The sequence below is a fragment of the Arthrobacter sp. NPDC056691 genome (assembly GCF_042791415.1).
In the GTDB taxonomy this organism is placed as follows: domain Bacteria; phylum Actinomycetota; class Actinomycetes; order Actinomycetales; family Micrococcaceae; genus Arthrobacter.
Genome location: NZ_JBHTXX010000043.1, coordinates 1 through 18,647 on the forward strand (window position 1 = coordinate 1; position 18,647 = coordinate 18,647).

The following is an 18,647-nucleotide window of genomic DNA, read 5'->3' on the forward strand; positions in this document are numbered from 1 at the left end:
CACCTGAGGTGACCGGCCGGCGTCGTCCGTTTCTGCTTGGGTAGGAGCCTGGTTTTCGGCAGGCTCAACCAGCGGCGGCAGGCTCAACCAGAGGCGAGCAGCGCGCTACTTCTTGCCCTGGTTGGCCACGGCCAGGATCGCCTGCTCGGCTGCCTCGGGATCGAGATAGGTGCCCCCGGGGGTGATCGGCTGGAAGTTCTCGTCCAGGTCGTAGACCAGCGGGATGCCGGTGGGGATGTTCAGGCTGGCGATGGCGTCGTCGCTGATGCCGTCCAGGTGCTTGACCAGCGCGCGCAGGGAGTTGCCGTGGGCGGTGACCAGGACGGTCTTGCCGGCCTTCAGGTCTTCCTTGATGTCCGATTCCCAGTACGGGAGCAGGCGGATGAGGACATCCTTGAGGCACTCGGTGCGGGGCAGGTCGTCGCCGAGGTCCGCGTAGCGCGGGTCGCGGGACTGGGAGAACTCGCTGCTGTCGTCCAGGGGCGGCGGCGGGGTGTCGTAGGACCGGCGCCACAGCATGAACTGGTCCTCGCCGAATTCGGCCAGGGTCTGGGCCTTGTCCTTGCCCTGCAGTGCACCGTAGTGGCGCTCGTTCAGGCGCCAGTCGCGCTTGACGGGGATCCAGCCGCGGTCAGCCTTGTCCAGGGAGATGTTGGCCGTGTTGATGGCCCGCTTCAGGAGCGACGTGTAGAGGATGTCCGGGAGAATGTTGTTCTCAACCAGCAGTTCCCCGCCGCGTGCTGCTTCCTCGCGGCCCTGGTCGTTCAGGTCAACGTCCACCCAGCCGGTGAACAGGTTCTTGGCGTTCCAATCGCTGTGGCCGTGGCGCAGCAGAATCAACTTGTAAGTCATGATTTTCATCCTAGCCGAGCGCGGCCCACGGGTGCCGAGAGTTACATCACGCGGCAGCGCCGCCGAAAGGGGCTCCCCGATAGGCTGGGACGGTGGTGCAGAAAGCAGAGCGGGTGGTGACCAACCGGAGCAGCCGGGGCAAGCCGGTGGGCAACGTGACCCGCGGCACCACCAACCCGAACCGCATGCGCCGGCTGGACCGGTGGCTGGCGGGGCCGCAGGCCTGGCGGCTCCGGAGGGCCGCTGACCCGCTCGTGGTGGACCTGGGCTACGGCGCCTCGCCTGCCACCGCCGTCGAACTCTTTGAACGGCTCCGGGCGGTACGGCCGGATGTGCGCGTCTGCGGGATCGAAATCGAACCGGAGCGGGTGCGCGCGGCGAAGTCCCTGGAGCGCCCCGGCCTGAGTTTCCACAACGGAGGATTCGAACTTCCGGTGCCCGGGAATCCGGTGTTTGTGCGAGCGTTCAACGTGCTGCGGCAGTACGAGGAAGCGGATGTCTGCGGCATCTGGGAACTGGTGCAGGGCCGGCTCGCCCCGGATGGCCTGTTCATCGACGGAACGTGCGACGAGATTGGCCGCCGCTCCGCGTGGATTGCCCTCGATCCCGAGCGCCCGCTCAGCCTCACCATGTCAGTGCGGTTCGGGAGCTTCGGGCTGCCGTCCGAGATCGCCGAACGCCTGCCCAAAGCGCTCATCCACCGCAACGTTCCCGGCGAACGCATTTACACGCTGCTGCAGGCGATGGACCGGGCCTGGCTGGAGTCGGCCCCGCTGGCGCCGTTCGGCAACCGGCAACGGTGGATGGCCATGTGCCGGGCACTGCTCGACGGCGGGTGGCCGGTGCAGGACGGGCCCTCGCGTTGGCGGTTGGGGGAACTTACCGTCGGCTGGGAAGCTTTGGCACCCGGCTAACGCGGGTCACCAGGCCAACCGACCGTGGCCACGGTCAGGCGGGGGTCACCAGGGGCCGTAGGGACCCATGTTCCGGCTGCCGCCGCGGCCGGCGTCCTTCACGGCCGGCCGGACATCGGCCAGGTATACAGAGGCCGCCACCACGGCTGCGAGGCCAAACAGGCCAAGCGGGCCGAGGAGGCCGCCCGACCCGCCGCCCAGCACGGACAGCGCTCCCACAGCCAGGCTGCCGCCGGTCAATGCCAGCCAGAACGTCTTGGTGCGCTTGCCAACAGCTTCGAAGGCGTTGGGCCGGTGGCGGACGCAGTCAAAGAAGGCCCACACCTCCAGGGCCAGTGCAATCAGCCCCAGAATGTAGTAGACCGTGTTCTCAACGTAGAAAATCAGTAGTCGTCCGTCCACCAGCCCAGCCTATCGGTCCAGCGCGTCCAGCGCCTGCTTCAAATCGGCCCAGAGGTCCTCGACGTTTTCGATGCCGACGCTCAGCCGCACCAGGTTCTCGGGGACGCTGGCGGGTTCCGCGGCGTGCCGGCGCCGCCGCTCAATGAGCGATTCAACCCCGCCAAGGGACGTGGCCGGCAGCCACAGGTTAAGTGCACGGACCAGCTTGTCCGCGGTTTCGGCGGCACCGAGCCCACCCGCAGCCGCGACCTGGACGCACAGAATGGAACCGAAACCCGTCATCTGCGACTTGGCGAGATCGTGGCCAGGGTCCGACACGAGGCCCGGGTAACGCACACTCTCCAGGGCCGGGTGCGCACTCAGACGCTCGGCGAGCACCGCCGCCGACGCCTGCGAACGCTCGATCCGCAGGGCCAGGGTCCGCAGCCCGCGCAGCGCCAGCCACGCTTCGAAAGGTCCGGCGATTCCGCCGTGGATGATGCGGTGGTGAAGCAAGGTTTCGCGCAGTTCCGCGTTCGAGGTCACCAGGGCGCCCAGCACCACGTCGGAGTGGCCGGCCAGGTACTTGGTCACCGAGTGCAGAACGACGTCGGATCCCAGGCTGAGCGGCTGCTGCACCAAAGGGGTGGAGAAGGTGTTGTCAGTGACGACCACAGCGCCGGCGTCGTGCGCGGCCTGGGTCAGGGCACGGATGTCCGCGATGCCGAGCATCGGGTTGGTGGGGCTTTCCAGCCAGAGCATGTCCGCCGCTTTGCCGCCCTGCGGCGCAATCTGGGCCCTGACCGCGTCAGTGTCCGCGATGTCCACGGTGCGGAGTTCGAGGAAGCCCTTTTCTGCCAGCTCGGCTGCCATGACCAGCGATCCCGAATAGCTATGGGATGGCATCACCAGGACACCCCCGTTGGGGATCAGGGAGAGTGCGGAGCTGACGGCGGCCAGGCCGGAGGAGTAAAGGAGCCCCGGCAGCGAGGCGCCCTCCAGCTGGCCCAGGGCCTCTTCGAACGGGTCCCACGTGGGATTGGAGTAGCGGCCGTAGCCCCTGTCGCCGTCGTCCAGCGCGCCGGTGCCGAAGTACGTGGAGGAGAGCACGATGGGCGGGTTGACCGGCGCATCGTGCTCGCGGGGCGGACGGCCGGCGGCCACGACCACCGTTTCGGCAGACAAGGAGGCGGCATGCTGATCGGAAAGACTCATGGTCACAGGGTACGTTGGCTGCCTGCCTGCGGGGAAAGCGGCTGCTTCCGGCGAGGCATCGAACCGGGTACCGGGCATTTTCGTCAGCGGAAATCGGTAGGCTGGATAGGTGAATATGCAGAGTTCCGGACTTTTCATCGCCTTCGAGGGCGGTGACGGTGCCGGCAAGTCGACGCAGGCGGCCCGGCTGGCCGGCGCGCTGGAATCGCGCGGCCTCACCGTGCTGCGCACCCGGGAACCCGGCGGGACACCCATCGGCGAGAAACTCCGGTCCCTGGTGCTGGACCACGGCCACGGCCACATTGACGCCCACACCGAGGCCCTGATCTTCGCCGCCTCGCGGGCCGCGCACGCCAGCCAGGTCATCAGGCCGGCCCTGGCCCGCGGCGAGGTGGTACTGACGGACCGCTACATCGATTCCTCGGTGGCTTACCAGGGCGCCGGCCGCGGCCTCGGCACCCACGCCGTGCGTAACGTCAACGAGTGGGCCACCTCCGGGTTGCAGCCGGACCTGACGGTGCTCCTGGATGTCCACCCGGCCGAGGGACGGAGCCGGCGCACCGCCGGAGATGCTGCCGAGGACCGGCTGGAATCAGAAGCCGACGAGTTTCACGCCCGGATCCGCCAGGCTTTCCTGGACCTCGCCGCGGCCAGGCCGGAGAGCTACCTGGTGCTTGAGGCGGGGCTCCCCGTCGAGGAGATCGCGGGACTGATCCTGGAGCGCGTCGAAACACTCCTGGCATCAACGGACACGCAGCCATGACCGTCTGGGATGACCTGCAAGGGCAGCCAGCCGTCGTCGCCCAGCTGCGGCAGGCATCCATGGGTGAGGGGCTCACGCACGCCTGGCTGTTCACCGGCCCCCCGGGTTCCGGCCGCTCCAACGCCGCCAAGGCCTTTGCCGCTGCACTGAACTGCGACCAGGACGACGTCACCAAGCGCGGGTGCGGCACCTGCCCGGCATGCCTGACCATCCTGGGTGAAACCCACGCCGACGTTTCCTTTGTCCGCACCGAAAAAGTGACCATCACCATTGAAGAGGCCCGCGATCTCGTGGCCAAAGCCGGCAACCGGCCGTCTTCGGCGCGCTGGCGGATTATCGTGGTGGAGGACGCTGACCGCATGGCCGAGCGCACCACCAACGTGCTGCTCAAGGCCATCGAGGAGCCCACGCCACGCACCATCTGGATGCTGTGCGCCCCCTCCCCCGCGGACGTCCTGGTGACCATCCGGTCACGGTGCCGCGCGGTGGCGCTGAGGCTGCCGCCTGCCGCCGACGTCGCGGCCCTCCTGGTGAAGCGCGACGGCGTGGATCCTGCCCTTGCCGAGCGTGCTGCCCGGGCGGCCCAGAGCCACGTTGGCATTGCCCGGCGCCTGGCCCGCGACGCCGAGGCCCGGGAACGGCGCCTGGAGACCGTCCGGTTCCCCCTGGGGCTGCGGGGCATCACGGCCGCCGTGATGATGGCTGACAAGCTCGTGAAGATCGCCACCGAAGAGGCCACGAGCTCCAACGAAGAGCGTGACGCCGCCGAAAGGGCCTCCCTGTTGGCCACCCTCGGCGCCCCCGAGACCGGAACCCTGCCGCCCGCCATGCGCAGCCAGGTGAAGCAGCTGGAGGACGATCAGAAGCGGCGTGCCAAGCGTTCCGTCACCGATTCCCTGGACCGGACGCTGACCGACCTCCTCTCGTTCTACCGGGATGTCCTGATCATCCAGCTGGGGAACGCGGTGGAGCTGGTGAACGTTGAGCTGAGGAGCGAACTGGAAGAGTTTGCCCAAAAGTCCGGGCCGGAAGTGACCCTCGCCCGGATGGACGCCATCAACAACGCCCGCAAGCGGATCACCACCACCAACGTCGCTCCGCTGTTGGCCGTAGAGTCAATGGCCGCAAGCCTGATCCAGTAGCCTCACTACCGACCGCCATTTGCCTGACCGATCTGACGCTGCCCACAAACCGCCCACAAGGAGAAACCGCATGATGTCTGCACCGCCTCTGTCCTCGCGACCCCGGACCCTCGCGGCCGGGATGCGGGCGGCCGGCGCCATGGCGCTGGCCGTACTGCTGGCATCGTGCAGTGCCCTGGGCCTGTCCAAGGATGAGTCCTCCCGGAACAGCTCCACGGGACAGGCCGACCCCTCCATCGCGGCGGCCGCCCCGGCGGGACTCAAAGCCTTTTACTCGCAGACGATCACCTGGGAGCCCTGCGAGGACAAGATGCAGTGCGCCAAGGTCAAGGTGCCCGTCGACTACGCGAAGCCGGACGGCGACAGCATCGAACTGGCCGCGGTAAAGATCGCCAGCACCGGCGACAAGAAAGGCAGCCTGCTGGTCAACCCGGGCGGCCCGGGCGCGTCCGGCTACGACTTCGTCCGCGACGCCGGCACCAGCCACTTCTCCGAGAAGGTGCGCGCCAACTACGACCTCGTCGGTTTCGATCCGCGCGGCGTCAAGCGTTCGGCGCCCGTCACCTGCCTCACTGACAAGGAACGGGACGAGGCCCGGGCGAAGATCTACACGCCGGAAACCGATGCCGGGCTGGCGACCCTTCGCGCCGACAACAAGGCCATCGCGGCCCAGTGCGCGGAGCAGACCGGGCCCGTCCTCGGGCACATCGACACCGTCAGCGCGGCCAAGGACCTCGACGTCCTGCGGGCCGTACTCAACGACTCCAAGCTGAACTACATGGGCTTCTCCTACGGGACCTTCCTCGGGTCCACGTACGCGTCGCTGTTCCCGGACAACGTGGGGCGCATGGTCCTCGACGGCGCCATCGACCCCACCCTCAGCGCCGAGGACCTGACGCTGGGCCAGGCCCGGGCCTTCGAAAAGGCGCTGCGTGCCTACGTTGAGCATTGCCTGGGGGAGGAAGGCTGTCCCCTGAGCGGCACAGTCGACGACGGCGTTCAGCAGATCAGCGACCTCATCACTTCCGTGAGCCAGACCCCGCGCACCGCCAAGGACGGCAGACTGGTGGGCGGCAACGCCTTCGTCAGCGGCCTCGTCGTTCCGCTGTACGGCAACGAGAGCTGGCCGGCCCTGACCCAGGCACTGGACGCCGCCATGAAGGGTGACGTCAGCCTCATGCTCCGCCTGGCCGACCTTGGCGCGGACCGCTCCCCCAACGGCAAGTACTCGTCCAACACGGCGCTGGCCTTCGGTGCCATCAACTGCCTGGACTACCCCATGAACAGCGATCCGGCCGCCATGCGCGCCGAAGAGCAGCGGCTCCGCGAGGCCGCCCCCACGCTCGGCTACTTCTTCGCCTACGGCGGGGCGAACTGCGCGGACTGGCCGTACAAGAACCTCCGCACACCGTCCGCCGTCAAGTACAGCGGCTCCGCGCCGATCGTCGTCGTCGGCACCACCGGCGACCCGGCAACGCCGGTGGACTGGGCCAGCGAACTGCGGAAGCAGCTGGGCAACGCGTCCCTGCTGACCTTCAAGGGCGAGGGGCACACCGCCTACGGCCGTTCCAACACCTGCATCAGCAACGCCGTGGACACCTACCTCGTGGATGGCAAGGAGCCTGCGGACAACACCGTCTGCTGACCCCAGCGGCCGTGGCGGGCGCGGCGGCCGGGCTGCTGTTAGCCGCAAAGTCGGCTGCTGCGCGCTTCAGCGCTGGAGCCTCAGTGCCGGGATGCCCGCCGCTCCAGGAGTGCCGGAAGGTCCTTGATGGAGGGCAGGACGTCGGTGGCACCGGCACCGCGAAGCGACGCCTCGGAGTTAGATCCGGTCAGCACCCCGGCAGCAACGGATGCCCCGGCGCGGAGACCGGAATGGATGTCCGCGGCGGAGTCCCCCACCACAGCCACTTTCCGGACGTCGTCGATGTCCAGGGCCAGGACCGCCGTCAGAACCATGTCCGGGAACGGCCTGCCCCGGCCGGCGTCCGCGGGGCACAGGCTGAGGTCCGCCAGGCCCATCCAGCCCAGGGATTCCAGCACCATGTTCTGCGTGTGGCGCCCGAAGCCGGTGGCCAGGCAGACCTTGATGCCGGCGTCCCGGAGCCACCCGATGGTGTCCTCCGCCCCCGGGACGGCCCGGACTCCGCCGTCGGCGATAAGCTCGTCGCAGTTCAACTCGAACCTTTTGTTGGCGCTGGCCGCCGCCTGCGGGTCCTCGAACAGTTCGGCGAAAACCGTCATCCGCGAGATGCCGGAACGCTCCCGCGCATAGCGCAGCATGCCTTCGAAGCCGGCCGAACCGGCCGCAACTCCCTGTTCCACCAGCGTGCGGGACATCGCGCGGTCCATGAGGCCGCCGTCGTACACGGTTGTACCCACCATGGCCAGCACCGCGAGCCGGACGGGCACGCCCTGCTCCGCCGCGTCCGCATCCGCGTTCGTAACCGCATTCGTAGGGATGGCAGTGCCAACTACGCTGCCGGTGGAGATTGCGCTGTCTGGTGTCATGGTTGAGCTCCTTTGCCGCTGGTGCGCAGGCATGCTGCGCCACATGTTTGGATCCAGCATCGCGGCCGTTGCTGTTGTTGGCCTGAACCGGATCCGACGGCGGAATGAACGTCCCGCCAACGTCAATCGCAGCCTGCGGGGCGCTCATTTTGACCCGGACGCGGGGACTCTATTACAGTTGTCTCTTGCATGAACCGGCCGGTTTCCCCGGCTGATTGGTGCGGTGCTTCCTTAGCTCAGTCGGTAGAGCGTTTCACTCGTAATGAAAAGGTCATCAGTTCGATTCTGATAGGAAGCTCGGGAAGAACCCCGTATTGTCGCTCGTTCGGCGGCGATACGGGGTTTTTTGCTGGTTTCGCCCGCAGGCGCCGACGGGCCCCGGGCACACCTTCCGCCGCCCCTCGGCGCAGGTACAGCTTCACCCGGCGGCGGTAAATCTTTACCCGAAAACGGAACCGCGGTGTACTCCCCGACAGCGTCTGCGTCCTGGGCCAACCCTGCAAAGCCAGCCTGGCGACAGGTTTTCTTGAGCCAAGATTGATCGACCCTCGATGGGTCCTTGAGTCAGTGCGGGCAGAGTGTTCGTTACCGGCACGGAAGACCGGTGTTACGAAGTCCGCACGCCGGGCTCCTGATAGAACGGACGTTCGCCGTCATGGGCCGCAGCCTGAACACCGCCACCGGCAGAGCCGTCGCCGCCGTGGTCTTCACCGGCACCCAGCCCTCCCGGCCAACAAATAACCCACACACGTCCCCTCCGTCGTCTGGCCCCAGAACCGCGGCGGAGGGGGCCCACCCGTAAGGCAGTGTGCCATGACAGCAGCAGCAACGCCGGCGGCCAAGGCGCCCGGGCCGGTGGTCCCCGACAAAGGCCGGCTGCTGCTGAAGGCCGGCCGCCTGCTGGTGCGCACGGCTGGATCTGTGCTGCTGGCCGTGGCCGTCACGGCTTTTCTTTTCGTGGCCGTTGGCCCCAGTTTCCTCGGCTACCAGAGCAGCATTGCGCTCACCGGTTCCATGGCTCCGACGATCAACCCGGGGGACGTCGTCGTCACCGTACCGTCGCCGGTCAGCTCCCTGAAGACCGGCGAGATCATCACCTACAGGATCCCGGTACAGGACCGGCGCGTGGAGACGCACCGGATCGTCGAGCTCACCAGAAACAGCGACGGCAGCACCACCGTGCGGACCAAGGGCGACGCGAACGACGACGCCGACCCCTGGCTGGCGACCTTCGAGGGCGACACCGTGGATGTCCACGCCGCGACAGTCCCGTACCTTGGCACCGCGATCCAGGCACTGCGCGAACCGGCGGTGCTGATGGCTCTGACATACGGGGCTCCCGCGGTAGTGGTCTTCGTCATGCTGGCCAGGATCTGGCGGAAGGGCCCCGACGCTGCTGACGGGTCCAGAAACGGGGCGGATGGTGCAAAAACACCGGCCGCAGGCTGAGGCACCCATGCCGACCCTGGACGTGCAGCACCTCCGGGATCTGGCGAAAGATTGTTCGACGGCGGCAGCCGAGGCTTTCGCGGACAACTACACGGCCCTCCTCACAGTGCGCGTTGACCGCATCATCCGGAGCATCGGCGTCGGGCACCGGGAGATGGCGATGGATGCCACCCTCAGCCTCCGAACGGCGTCGTCAATGGCTGGCGCCCTGCAGATGAGTCACCTGTGCACTCAACTGGAGGAGGCCCTGGTGGACGCTGACCTGGCCGCTGCTGCCGTCGTGGCGCGGGACATCGACCTTCACCTACCGGAACTGCAGGAGGCCCTGGCCAGCCGGCCGCGCCCGGACGAGTAAGTCCGGGCACCGTGGGCCCGGGCTTGCGCTGTCAGCCCTGGGCGCAGGCCGCCGCCACAAAGTCGTAGATCTGCCCGCGCAGTACTGTGCCGGCCGCGATCTTCACCTGCCCCTCACGCCCTCCGACACTCACCCGCAGGGGCAACAGCGTGCCCACTTTGTCCTCGGCAATAGCATGCGGATCGCAGCGGGCAGGGCGGATCCGCAAACGCAGTTCAAAACGTGGCGCGCCCTGCGCAATGCGGACGTTCCGCGGCCACGGTTCCTCCGCCGGCTCGGCAATCAGGGTGGTCCCGCCGATGCCCGCGATGGTCATCGTCCTTGTGTCCCTGCCGGCGCCGGCCGCTGCCTTCGGCGTGATGACCAGGCGGACGACGGCGGTGCGGGAGTCCGGAGCCACCTCAAGGCTGCGGTCCAGGACAATGTCCGCCACCGCGGCAGCTTCCGCAGCGAGGCACAGCTCCAGGTTGTTCCGCTCGAGGACCCCGAACGGGTCGACGGCGGCGCGTGCCACCTCCCGCAGTCCGGCGTGCCCGGGCTCCGAATACCTCACGGTGGCGACCGGCTGCTGCGTGCCCGGTTGGCCCTGGCCGCAGACCGGGGCCGGAAGCCGGGCCGGAAGACTCTTCGGCTGGCCGGGAGGCAATTCGAGGCCGCCGCCAGCCGGCTCCCACCGGATGTCCCCTTGAAACAGCGGTGACCTCAGCTGCGCCGCAGCAACGGTCAGCGAACCGCCGGACACATTGGTAAGCAGAAGCTGGATGGCCTGTTTCCCGTACTGGTCGCGCGACTGGTCCACCTCCACCGTTATCGGCAGGGGCTCGGCAGACTGCTGTGGCTCCGGCGCGGTGCAGGCCGCCAGTGCAGGAACCGCCGCCGCCAAGGAGGTCGCGGCCAGGATGGCGAGACGCCGGCGTGAAGGCGATCCGGGCGCATAAGTACGCGGGCCGCGGATCTGTTGTTCATGCAACAAGTCCACGGCCCGAGCCTGTCAGAGCTGCCCGGTGGGGCCGCTGTCCTCGACTTCGCCGCGCCAGCCACCGGTTTCGGTGCCGCGTGATTCGATGAAGTCCTTGAATTTGCGCATGTCCGACTTCACCTGCATTTTGTCGATCTTCAGGGCCGCGCCCGTATTCTCAGTAACGGTTTCCGGCGCCCATTCGAAGTGGACTTTCACATTGGTGTGATTGGCGTCCAAGGGCGTGAACCTGATGATGCCGGCAAGGGACTTGCCGTCGGTGCTGCGCCAGGCGATCCGGTCATCCGGTTCCTGGTCCACGATTTCCGTATCAAATGCCTGTTTCACGCCGCCGACCTTCGTAACCCAGTGATTGGTGGTGTCGCCGTCTTCTGCCACAGCAACCGCCACCTGAACGGTAGGTCCGGTGGCTTCCTGTGTCCAGACCCTGCAGGTTGCCAGGATCAGGGCAAGCCGGCGGTGCCGCCTGAGGTGACCAGAAGGTCCCCGACCTGGCAGCCCAAGGTGTCACAGATAGCCGTCAGGGTGGAGAACCTGATCGCTTTGGCCCTGTCGTTTTTCAGCACCGACAGGTTCACCAGGCTGACGCCGACCCGTTTGCTCAGTTCGGTCAGTGTCATCCCGCGATCTGCCAGCAGCTCGTCGAGCCGGCAATGGATTCCTGAGGTTTCGTCCGCCGGCATCAGACCAGGCCCTCGGTGTCCTTTTGCAGCCTGCCGCCAAACTGGAAAACGCCGGCAACAAGAATCAGGGCGATGCCCACCACCAGCGGAGCGGCGTTGAAGTTCAAGGAGAAGAAGTAGTACTCCCCCGCCACGCGCCCGTTTACTCCAATGAGGTCGGCCAGGCGGCTCCGGGCAATCGAATCGAGGACCTGCCCCGCTGTCCCGGCCAGAGCGAGGACGGCTCCCCCTGCACCAACGAGCCACGCAGAACCAGGGGTGAAGAGAATTTTGCTCCGAAGCCGGTAGGCCAGCAGGAAAATCAGCGCCAGAACGGCAAGAATGCCGAGCTGGTTCAGGGCCCCCGCCCAAGCCAGCAGTGCGGCGGGACCGGGAGGAAGGACAGGGATCGTCGCGTCCAGGGCCGTGTACTGTCCGGAAGCACCCAGCGACAATCCGGACACCATCTGGCGCGGTGTCGCCACCGGAAGCGTGAGGGTCACCTTCCCGGCAGAGGAATCAACGATGCCTGTCACCGTCATGGCGGTCGTCAGAACACCTGCGGCCGCCGAGGCAACCATCAGAAAAAGCGCGTCCGCCCTGGAGACGATCCTCTTCCAGCCTGTCGCCGGAATGTCGTATTTGGTAGCGTTCATCAATCCCCCAGGTATCGAAACTCGTTAATAACGATAATCGATAACATAGGCCTTCACAAAGCCGACGTCAATGCCCCGACTGGCAGTCCACTGCCCTTCACAGGGCAAAAGGAACCCGCCGGGACGGTCAGGTGATCCGTCGTCGGCGGGTTCCTTACGGCAAGGCCGTCTCCGTTCAGGCAGTCGGCGCGTCGAACCGCTGCCCTTCGGGCTTAGACGGCAGGATGGTCAGGACGAGCAGCGCTATGGCTCCAAGGAACGGCACCAGAACCAGCAGCACAAACCAGCCGCTCAGGTTCACGTCGTGCAGGCGCCGTGCAGTCAAGGCCAGGGAAGGCACAATGGTGGCCAGACCCCAGATGATGGCCAGGATGAGTCCAACGGTGGCACCCGGACCGGGCACAGCCGTACCGTCGGCAGTTACGGTTGCTCCCCCTGCGCCCCCAGCAGCCGTGACGATGTTGATGACGATGCTGACCACGATCGCGACGAGCGCCCACCACCAGTACTCACTCCGGCTGGCCCGGCCAGAGAACGTGGCGTACTTCTTGAAGAACCGGCGGACTGCCACCGGAAAGGGCGCCCCGTAGTACGGTGCCCAGAGCGGCGGTTCGCCGGCGCCCGCCTGGTAGGCCTGCTGCGGATATTGCTGATAGCTCATGGATTTCCCCCCACGGGTTCTGAGTTACGAGACGACCCCATCGTAGGGGCCAAACTGACGGATCAGCCCTTCGATGGAGAAAATTTACTGCAATTTTCACTGCGTGAATTGATAAGTGCGGAGGTTTCGGATTCCCGAATTGGCTGCAGCCTCCAGGGGGCTGCCTGCGGTACCAGTTCGCTTTGCTACACGTCACCTAGAGTGGGGCCATGGCAGACGCAATGAAGTCACTCAGTGAAACCTTCAGAAATGTAGGCGTTTCCAGAGCCTATGGGGATCCGGTCCGGCTCGGCGGGACAGAGATCGTTCCCGTTGCGCTGGTCTCTTTCGGGTTTGGCGGCGGCACGGAGGGCGGCGATCCGGAGGGAGCGGGTTCCGGCGGTGGAGGAGGCGGATTCGTCTTCCCCCTGGGTGTGTATACCCACGACGACGGCGGCCGGCTGACTTTCCGTCCAAATCCCCTGTCTCTGACGGCTTGCCTTCTACCGCTGGTATGTGCCGTCGGTTTTGCGCTGCGCGGTGCACTCCGGGCGCGGCGGTAACGGTCCCTTGTTTCGGCCGGAAGTCGCTACGCGACGTCGTCGGCGATGTTCCGGTCGGACAGGTGGGCCAGCAGGGCCTCTTCCGGATTGCCCGGGTTTTCCTCGAGGTGGCGCAACAGGCTGCTGCGAACGTCGGGGCCAGTGGCAACCGCAGAAAGTACATCGACGATGACGTCCATTACCTGGCGGCGTATCGTCCAATCCTCCGAAGCGTATGTCACGTGCACCTCCTATCCGGCCGCGAGCCCTTTCCCCCGACTGTTCTACCGATCGATACTGTTCCCCCGGCCGGTATCTTCACTTCCTGCGTCCCTGCTTGGCCGCGGAGGCGCAGATACCAGTGGGGCCGACCCTTACTTTGGCCGGCCCCACCTGCAGATCCCAATGCAATGAAATCTTGAGCTGTCCGGATGGATATCTTTTTAGACGATGCCCATCCGCACACGGTTCAGAAGGATGCCACTCCGTTGTTCAGACCCGGCACCCGAACAGGTCAGACCCGGCTTCTGCGAGTGACGGCGCCGTAAATCAGCAACACAATGACGGCTCCGAGGATGGACAACAGCCAGGTCCTGAGGTCGAAGAAGTCACCCAGGCCGCCGCCGAAGATCAGCGAACCGATCCAGCCGCCGAGGATGGCCCCGACGACGCCCAAGACGAGGGTGACTATCCAACCGCCGCCCTGCCTCCCGGGAAGAATGGCTTTTGCAATGGCCCCGGCAATCAGACCGAGCAGGAGAAATCCAAGAATTCCCATGACGCACTTTCCTTTCCACCAGACAGGTACCGCGGGTGTGGCACCGGCTATATTGATGAGTTAATCAGCATGCTTAGTAGCTGGCAAGCACCCGATGCCCGTGCCCCGAAAATTCTCTTGTCAGTCCTGTGGGGCGGTGCTATAAAAATCGGTATCAGCCAGCATCGGAAACTGAGTCAAGGAGGGGTCCCCCGGCAGCAAGTCAACGCCTCAGGACCGGGACGGGAGACCGGTACACGCCAAGCTGCTTATTGGGCGAAGAGCTTTCAGAGAACGCCACAGCGCATAGTGTGCAGGTGCAGCATCATTAGCGTGCGGATCCTATTCCCGCTAAGTGGTCCCCGGCCGCAGGAGCAGCCGGGGACCACATCACCCTAGCTGCGGAGGGGATCGCAGCATCCGGAGTTCTTGATCTGGTTGTGGTGGGATTCCAGTGGACCAGGCGACAATCGTCAGCTACGCCCTCGGCTATATCGCCGTTGCTATAGCCGTTTTTCTCATGTTTCTGCCGGCGCTCGCTGTTCTTGGCCTGCTTCTGCTTGGGGCCGGCGCCGTGCAGGTGATCGTTCTACTCATCGATGCAATGGCCGTTGGCCTCTACAAAACTGTCCTGAGGATGTACCACCATCTGCTGGACAGGTGGCAAAATCGCCCGCGCAGCAGGCTGACCGCCCACTAGAGGCTGGCCGCCCGCCAGGGCGGAGCCCGGCCGCGGCTCCCGCCGGAGCGCCGCCGGGTAGGAGGGCATGCAGAAACCTGCCCACCGATACATATGATGGCTGTCATGGAGGAGGAACTGGAGCGCGCCGCCCAGGCCTTGTACGCGCTTCCCTTCGACGAGTTCATCGCCGCGCGCACTGCTGCCGCCAAGGATGCTGCCGCATCCAGCAAGCCCCTTGCCCAGGCGATCCGGAGCCTGCCAAAGCCGTCCGTGGCCGCCTGGACCGTCAACATGCTGGCGCACCACAGCCCCGACGCCGTTCAGCAGCTCAGGACTCTCGGACAGACCATGCAGGAGGCCCAGGCTTCACTCGATGCCGCGGCCCTGAGGGAGCTTGCCAAGGAACGGCGGAAGCTCCTCGGCACCGTTGTGGGTGAAGCCCGGCTCGCCGCTGAAAAGCAGGGCCGGAAGGTGAGCGGCGCAGTTGCCACCGAAGTGGAAGAGACACTGCGGGCCGCCACCGCGGATCTGGCGGCCGCCGCCGCCGTCGAAAGCGGTTTGCTCCTCCGCGGGCTGTCCGCCGACGGCGTTGACCAGGTTGATCTCAGCGACGCCGTGGCGGTTCCGTCCGCCCTCGGCAAGCTGCCGCCGCGGCGGCTTCCGACCCAGCGGCCCACCGAAGCGCAGCGGCCCACTGAAGCACAGCGCCCAGCAGGCGGAACGCAGAGCCCGGCCGTTGGGGCACCGAAGGGCCGTCGGCAGGAACCATCCGCCGCAACGGCTCCGACCAGCAGGAACGCACGGACCCAGCCGCCGGAAGCCGCTTCCCGGGCGGACACCGACGCCGTCGCCGTCGGGCACGAAAAGCCGCGCCTCCAGGCCGTCCGTACCGCTCGCCGCCCCGTCACGCCGTCCCTGCTGGAGAAGGCCGAGGCAGCGCTGGCGGAGGCGGAGGAAACGGCTGCTGACGCGGCAGTCGAGGCAGCGCGCCGCGCCCACGTCCAGGAGGAGGCCGCAGCAGACTTCGTCCGGCTCACAGCCGAAGTCAACGAGGCCCGGCAGCGGGTCCGGGCCTTGGAGCTCTCACTCGATGCCGCGCGCAAGGAACGCGAGACAGCCGCCGCTGAGGCGAAGCAGTACGCCCGGGCAGCGGAGAAAAGCGAGCGGTCCGCGGTGCTGGCGAAGGAACGTGTGCTCCGGCTCCGCAACACGCCGGACTGAACTGCCAAAAATGTCAGACCCCGGTTGCACGATGGAGCCATGGAGATTAATCAGGAATTCCACGTAACGTACTTCGACGCCGACTGCGGCCGGGTCCGCACCGAGGTCTTCGACACCGCGGCGGCGGCAGAGCGCTTCGCCAGCCACAGCATTACTGGCGAGGACGGCTGGGCCACCGTCGACGCCGTCCCAGTCCGGCAGGAACAGCTCGCCGCCTGATGCCGGCAAAGCCTGCCCGGCCTAGCGTGAACAGCCGCGGCTGATCAACGGGGCTGAGCGGCAGGGGTTAGCAACGGGGCTAAGCAGCGGGGGGTCCAAACGAAGAGGCCCCGCCCCGTCCGCTTGAGCGGACGCGGGCTGGGGCCTCTCAGCGGGCCGCTGGGAATTAGGCGAAGTCGGAAACTGCCGGGTCCGGGCCGATCCGGCCGCTTCCTTCCGAGGTGCGGTCCAGTCCGTTGATGGCCTCAACGTCCCCGGCGTCCAGCGTGACGTTCAGGGCGTCAAAGTTCTCACGGATCCTGGACTCGGTGACGGACTTGGGGATGACGACGTTTCCGATGGCGAGGTGCCATGCGATGACCACCTGCGCCGGAGTGGCGTCGTGCTTCTGTGCGATGCCTGCAATGACCGGATCCGACAGGAGCTCACCGCCCTGTCCCAGCGGAGACCAGGCCTGGGTCAGGATGCCGCGGGAGGCGTTGAATTCCCGCAGGTCCGACTGGTTGAAGTATGGGTGCAGTTCCACCTGGTTGATGGCCGGAACCACGCCGGTCTCGTCGATGATCCGCTGCAGGCCTTCGGTGGTGAAGTTGGAGACGCCGATGGACTTGACCTTGCCGCGCTTCTGAAGCTCGATCAGCGCCTTCCAGGTGTCCACGTACTTGTCCTGCTTGGGCTGGAGCCAGTGGATCAGGTAGAGGTCCAGGGTTTCAAGGCCCAGGCGCTCCAGTGACTCCTCGAACGCGGCAAGCGTTGATTCGTAACCCTGGTCGGCGTTCCAGAGCTTGGTGGTGATGAAGGTTTCCTCCGGCGACAGGCCGGAGCTGGCAATCGCCCGGCCGACGCCGGATTCGTTGCCGTAGATCTTGGCGGTGTCGATGTGGCGGAACCCGGCCTGGAACGCCTGGAAGACAACCTTCTCGGCTACGTCGTCTTCAACCTGCCATACCCCGTAGCCCAGCTGGGGAATGGTGTTGCCGTCATTGAATGTCAGTGTTGGTGAAGAAGTCATTTGTCCATCCTGCCAACAATCAAACGTGAATCGCACGGAATATGACGAAGCTAAGCTAGCCGCGTAACGGCGCGTCACGGGGAATATTTCGGCAGCAGGTTAATACCGCCGCTCAGGACTCCGCCAGCCGCCGCTCGGCGTCGGCCACTTGCTCGAAAACAGTCTCCGCCCGGCGCCAGACAGAGGCCGCGCCAACGGGCACCGGTCCCACGGCGAGGCGCAGCATGGCGGCCGCTTCGGCTGTGGCGGCCAGCGAGTTGCCTGCCTTGGACAGCGAGCGGTGAACGCCGGACAGGCTGTGCGGAATATCCAGACCGTCGCTGGGCGACCGCCGCTGCGCCTCAACGCAGATCTCCCGGACGCGTCCGGAAAGCCCGGCCAGCTGGTTGGCTATCTCCACCAGCTCTCCGTAGAGCTGGTCGTCGTCCACGCCCTCGAGCACCTGGTGGTACCGGTCCAGTCCGCGGTGGAACCGGTCATGGGCGCGGCGCCACAAGCCCTTGCCGAGTTCAGCGTCGTCTTTCCGCCCTTGCCGGGCGGCCGTGAAAAATCCCAAAGAGGCCTACAAATACTGGCCGGGGCCGTGGTCGGGGTCTTCCTTGCGGCCCGGGTGCAGCGGGTCGGCGCCGGCCTGGGGTGCCTTGGCACGCTGCGGCTCGCCGTTTTCACCGATGACGACGCCGGGCGCAATGACGGTGCCCGGCGGAAGCTGCCGGAGCTGCATCTGGGCAAGGGTGTGCTCCCGGGCTGCGTGCTGGGCGGCGATCGCCGTCTGGATGCCGTGGAACAGGCCCTCCAGCCAGCCCACCAGCTGGGCCTGGGCGATCCGCAGTTCGGCGTCCGAGGGCGTGGCGTTGTCCGGGAAGGGCAGGCTGATCCGTTCCAGCTCCTGCACCAGTTCCGGCGCCAGGCCGTCTTCAAGCTCTTTGATGGAGCGTTCGTGGATCTCCGCCAGGCGGCCCCGGGCGGCGTCGTCCAAGGGTGCGGATTTCACCTCTTCCAGCAGCTGCCGGATCATGGTGCCGATCCGCATGACCTTGGCGGGTTCATCCACGAGGTCCTGCAGGTTGGCGGCCTTCGGCTTCTCAGCCTCGGCGGGGCGATCAGCGGGCCCTGCGTCGAGGGTGGTGCCCTCCACCGGCTCCTCGTCCTCCGCCGTCCGGGTGGGTTGAGTGTCTTCGGGATCGCTCATGCGTTCATACTCTCACGGGCCCGGAATGCCGAGTCCAGTCAATGAAGCTCCTTGACCAGGATTTCGCCTTCGTCAGCAGCGAAACCGCATTTGCGGTAGAAGCCGACGGCGTACGTGTTGGCCGGAACCCACACCTCCGCCACTCCATTGCGCCTCATCCAGGCCTCCATCTCCGCAATCAGTGCCCGGCCGATGCCCCGGCGGCGCCATTCGGCGTGTGTGCCCATCTCCATCAGCAGCAGCTCCGCCCAGGGGCCGGGCGTCCGGCGCCGCTGGATGCAGCAGTGGAGGAAACCCACCGTCTGTCCCCCGGCCTCCGCCAACCAGAAGAGAACCGAGGGGTCCGCGAGGAAGTCCCGGGCGCCGTCGGGGTTCAGTTCCCCCGACGGCGCCGTTCCCGGGTCCTCGTCAAAGAGATTGTCAGCAGCTGCCAGCGCGACGAGCGCGCCGGCATCCGCCGGCCCGATCCTGCGGACAGCGATTCCGGCCGGCAGAACAGCCAT

24 protein-coding genes and 1 tRNA gene are annotated in these 18,647 nt (G+C 66.5%); 10 read left to right on the top strand and 15 right to left on the bottom strand.

The window, feature by feature from the left end:
• Positions 1–105 precede the first annotated feature (105 nt).
• On the bottom strand, positions 106–852 hold the full coding sequence (locus tag ACFRAU_RS23475; protein ID WP_378001700.1) for a phosphoglyceromutase: 747 nt from the start codon (positions 850–852) through the stop codon (positions 106–108).
• Positions 853–944: 92 nt separating this feature from the next.
• Between ACFRAU_RS23475 and ACFRAU_RS23480 the strand changes: the two genes are divergently transcribed.
• Entirely contained in the window at positions 945–1,766 is an 822-nt protein-coding gene (locus ACFRAU_RS23480; RefSeq protein WP_378001701.1) for a class I SAM-dependent methyltransferase, read from the top strand.
• Positions 1,767–1,811: 45 nt separating this feature from the next.
• On the opposite strand, the gene ACFRAU_RS23485 is transcribed toward ACFRAU_RS23480, so the two are convergent.
• Complete coding sequence (locus ACFRAU_RS23485; protein ID WP_377997631.1) at positions 1,812–2,168, bottom strand: DUF2516 family protein; 357 nt, start codon at positions 2,166–2,168, stop codon at positions 1,812–1,814.
• 9 nt (positions 2,169–2,177) lie between these two features.
• Positions 2,178–3,362 (bottom strand): trans-sulfuration enzyme family protein, encoded by a 1,185-nt coding sequence (locus ACFRAU_RS23490; protein WP_378001702.1) that lies wholly within the window; start codon positions 3,360–3,362, stop codon positions 2,178–2,180.
• Between the two features lie 115 nt (positions 3,363–3,477).
• Between ACFRAU_RS23490 and tmk the strand changes: the two genes are divergently transcribed.
• The 3 genes from tmk (at position 3,478) to ACFRAU_RS23505 (ending at position 6,912) form a co-directional block, all read left to right on the top strand.
• Positions 3,478–4,125, top strand: a complete 648-nt coding sequence (tmk, locus tag ACFRAU_RS23495) for a dTMP kinase (protein WP_377997657.1) — start codon at positions 3,478–3,480, stop codon at positions 4,123–4,125.
• On the top strand, positions 4,122–5,267 hold the full coding sequence (locus tag ACFRAU_RS23500; protein ID WP_378001703.1) for a DNA polymerase III subunit delta': 1,146 nt from the start codon (positions 4,122–4,124) through the stop codon (positions 5,265–5,267). Before tmk ends, ACFRAU_RS23500 begins: the two co-directional genes overlap by 4 nt.
• 73 nt (positions 5,268–5,340) lie before the next feature.
• Positions 5,341–6,912, top strand: a complete 1,572-nt coding sequence (locus tag ACFRAU_RS23505; protein ID WP_377997634.1) for an alpha/beta hydrolase — start codon at positions 5,341–5,343, stop codon at positions 6,910–6,912.
• A gap of 80 nt (positions 6,913–6,992) precedes the next feature.
• Here ACFRAU_RS23505 and ACFRAU_RS23510 read toward each other — a convergent pair whose 3' ends face one another.
• Positions 6,993–7,778, bottom strand: coding sequence for an HAD family hydrolase (locus ACFRAU_RS23510; RefSeq protein ID WP_377997635.1), 786 nt, complete (start codon positions 7,776–7,778; stop codon positions 6,993–6,995).
• 225 nt (positions 7,779–8,003) lie between these two features.
• Between ACFRAU_RS23510 and ACFRAU_RS23515 the strand changes: the two genes are divergently transcribed.
• From ACFRAU_RS23515 to ACFRAU_RS23525, 3 genes are all read left to right on the top strand, one after another.
• Positions 8,004–8,076: transfer RNA gene (locus ACFRAU_RS23515), tRNA-Thr, on the top strand.
• A 515-nt stretch (positions 8,077–8,591) separates the two neighbouring features.
• Entirely contained in the window at positions 8,592–9,227 is a 636-nt protein-coding gene (locus ACFRAU_RS23520) for a signal peptidase I (protein ID WP_378001704.1), read from the top strand.
• 7 nt (positions 9,228–9,234) lie between these two features.
• Positions 9,235–9,582, top strand: a complete 348-nt coding sequence (locus ACFRAU_RS23525) for a hypothetical protein (RefSeq protein ID WP_377997637.1) — start codon at positions 9,235–9,237, stop codon at positions 9,580–9,582.
• Positions 9,583–9,613: 31 nt separating this feature from the next.
• Here the strand turns inward: ACFRAU_RS23525 and ACFRAU_RS23530 are convergent, their stop codons facing one another.
• The 7 genes from ACFRAU_RS23530 to ACFRAU_RS23560 all read right to left on the bottom strand — a co-directional run bounded on the left by ACFRAU_RS23530 (position 9,614) and on the right by ACFRAU_RS23560 (position 13,839).
• Positions 9,614–10,561 carry a hypothetical protein gene (locus ACFRAU_RS23530; protein ID WP_378001705.1) on the bottom strand — a complete coding sequence of 316 codons (948 nt, stop codon included), beginning with the start codon at positions 10,559–10,561 and terminating at the stop codon, positions 9,614–9,616.
• 12 nt (positions 10,562–10,573) lie between these two features.
• Positions 10,574–10,951 carry an SRPBCC family protein gene (locus ACFRAU_RS23535; RefSeq protein ID WP_378001706.1) on the bottom strand — a complete coding sequence of 126 codons (378 nt, stop codon included), beginning with the start codon at positions 10,949–10,951 and terminating at the stop codon, positions 10,574–10,576.
• Between the two features lie 53 nt (positions 10,952–11,004).
• On the bottom strand, positions 11,005–11,244 hold the full coding sequence (locus tag ACFRAU_RS23540; RefSeq protein ID WP_377997640.1) for a helix-turn-helix domain-containing protein: 240 nt from the start codon (positions 11,242–11,244) through the stop codon (positions 11,005–11,007).
• Positions 11,244–11,879, bottom strand: a complete 636-nt coding sequence (locus tag ACFRAU_RS23545; RefSeq protein WP_378001707.1) for a hypothetical protein — start codon at positions 11,877–11,879, stop codon at positions 11,244–11,246. The genes ACFRAU_RS23540 and ACFRAU_RS23545 overlap by 1 nt, the downstream gene beginning before the upstream one ends.
• A gap of 175 nt (positions 11,880–12,054) precedes the next feature.
• Entirely contained in the window at positions 12,055–12,540 is a 486-nt protein-coding gene (locus ACFRAU_RS23550; RefSeq protein ID WP_377997642.1) for a DUF805 domain-containing protein, read from the bottom strand.
• A 568-nt stretch (positions 12,541–13,108) separates the two neighbouring features.
• On the bottom strand, positions 13,109–13,303 hold the full coding sequence (locus ACFRAU_RS23555) for a hypothetical protein (protein WP_377997643.1): 195 nt from the start codon (positions 13,301–13,303) through the stop codon (positions 13,109–13,111).
• Positions 13,304–13,575: 272 nt separating this feature from the next.
• Entirely contained in the window at positions 13,576–13,839 is a 264-nt protein-coding gene (locus ACFRAU_RS23560) for a GlsB/YeaQ/YmgE family stress response membrane protein (RefSeq protein WP_003801204.1), read from the bottom strand.
• A gap of 433 nt (positions 13,840–14,272) precedes the next feature.
• On the opposite strand from ACFRAU_RS23560, the gene ACFRAU_RS23565 reads away from it, so the two are divergent.
• From ACFRAU_RS23565 to ACFRAU_RS23575, 3 genes are all read left to right on the top strand, one after another.
• Complete coding sequence (locus tag ACFRAU_RS23565; RefSeq protein WP_378001708.1) at positions 14,273–14,518, top strand: hypothetical protein; 246 nt, start codon at positions 14,273–14,275, stop codon at positions 14,516–14,518.
• 105 nt (positions 14,519–14,623) lie between these two features.
• Positions 14,624–15,721, top strand: a complete 1,098-nt coding sequence (locus ACFRAU_RS23570) for a hypothetical protein (RefSeq protein WP_378001709.1) — start codon at positions 14,624–14,626, stop codon at positions 15,719–15,721.
• Between the two features lie 39 nt (positions 15,722–15,760).
• Positions 15,761–15,940, top strand: coding sequence for a hypothetical protein (locus tag ACFRAU_RS23575; protein ID WP_377997646.1), 180 nt, complete (start codon positions 15,761–15,763; stop codon positions 15,938–15,940).
• Between the two features lie 166 nt (positions 15,941–16,106).
• Here ACFRAU_RS23575 and ACFRAU_RS23580 read toward each other — a convergent pair whose 3' ends face one another.
• From ACFRAU_RS23580 to ACFRAU_RS23595, 4 genes are all read right to left on the bottom strand, one after another.
• The gene (locus ACFRAU_RS23580) at positions 16,107–16,952 is read right to left on the bottom strand and encodes an aldo/keto reductase (protein ID WP_377997647.1); all 846 of its coding nucleotides are present in this window, start codon (positions 16,950–16,952) and stop codon (positions 16,107–16,109) included.
• 112 nt (positions 16,953–17,064) lie between these two features.
• Positions 17,065–17,508: a hypothetical protein gene (locus ACFRAU_RS23585; RefSeq protein WP_377997648.1), complete on the bottom strand. Its 444-nt coding sequence runs from the start codon at positions 17,506–17,508 to the stop codon at positions 17,065–17,067.
• A 6-nt stretch (positions 17,509–17,514) separates the two neighbouring features.
• The gene (locus tag ACFRAU_RS23590) at positions 17,515–18,144 is read right to left on the bottom strand and encodes a bacterial proteasome activator family protein (RefSeq protein ID WP_378001710.1); all 630 of its coding nucleotides are present in this window, start codon (positions 18,142–18,144) and stop codon (positions 17,515–17,517) included.
• A 38-nt stretch (positions 18,145–18,182) separates the two neighbouring features.
• On the bottom strand, positions 18,183–18,647 hold the full coding sequence (locus ACFRAU_RS23595) for a GNAT family N-acetyltransferase (protein ID WP_378001711.1): 465 nt from the start codon (positions 18,645–18,647) through the stop codon (positions 18,183–18,185).

Coding starts and splice junctions, on each gene's coding strand:
- ACFRAU_RS23560 (WP_003801204.1), bottom strand. CDS start 13,839: ATGGGAATTCTTGGATTTCTCCTGCTCGGTCTGATTGCCGGGGCCATT.
- ACFRAU_RS23510 (WP_377997635.1), bottom strand. CDS start 7,778: ATGACACCAGACAGCGCAATCTCCACCGGCAGCGTAGTTGGCACTGCC.
- ACFRAU_RS23505 (WP_377997634.1), top strand. CDS start 5,341: ATGTCTGCACCGCCTCTGTCCTCGCGACCCCGGACCCTCGCGGCCGGG.
- ACFRAU_RS23540 (WP_377997640.1), bottom strand. CDS start 11,244: ATGCCGGCGGACGAAACCTCAGGAATCCATTGCCGGCTCGACGAGCTG.
- ACFRAU_RS23520 (WP_378001704.1), top strand. CDS start 8,592: ATGACAGCAGCAGCAACGCCGGCGGCCAAGGCGCCCGGGCCGGTGGTC.
- ACFRAU_RS23525 (WP_377997637.1), top strand. CDS start 9,235: ATGCCGACCCTGGACGTGCAGCACCTCCGGGATCTGGCGAAAGATTGT.
- ACFRAU_RS23545 (WP_378001707.1), bottom strand. CDS start 11,879: ATGAACGCTACCAAATACGACATTCCGGCGACAGGCTGGAAGAGGATC.
- ACFRAU_RS23500 (WP_378001703.1), top strand. CDS start 4,122: ATGACCGTCTGGGATGACCTGCAAGGGCAGCCAGCCGTCGTCGCCCAG.
- ACFRAU_RS23595 (WP_378001711.1), bottom strand. CDS start 18,647: ATGGCTGTTCTGCCGGCCGGAATCGCTGTCCGCAGGATCGGGCCGGCG.
- ACFRAU_RS23570 (WP_378001709.1), top strand. CDS start 14,624: ATGGAGGAGGAACTGGAGCGCGCCGCCCAGGCCTTGTACGCGCTTCCC.
- ACFRAU_RS23550 (WP_377997642.1), bottom strand. CDS start 12,540: ATGAGCTATCAGCAATATCCGCAGCAGGCCTACCAGGCGGGCGCCGGC.
- ACFRAU_RS23490 (WP_378001702.1), bottom strand. CDS start 3,362: ATGAGTCTTTCCGATCAGCATGCCGCCTCCTTGTCTGCCGAAACGGTG.
- tmk (WP_377997657.1), top strand. CDS start 3,478: ATGCAGAGTTCCGGACTTTTCATCGCCTTCGAGGGCGGTGACGGTGCC.
- ACFRAU_RS23575 (WP_377997646.1), top strand. CDS start 15,761: ATGGAGATTAATCAGGAATTCCACGTAACGTACTTCGACGCCGACTGC.
- ACFRAU_RS23475 (WP_378001700.1), bottom strand. CDS start 852: ATGACTTACAAGTTGATTCTGCTGCGCCACGGCCACAGCGATTGGAAC.
- ACFRAU_RS23580 (WP_377997647.1), bottom strand. CDS start 16,952: ATGACTTCTTCACCAACACTGACATTCAATGACGGCAACACCATTCCC.
- ACFRAU_RS23590 (WP_378001710.1), bottom strand. CDS start 18,144: ATGAGCGATCCCGAAGACACTCAACCCACCCGGACGGCGGAGGACGAG.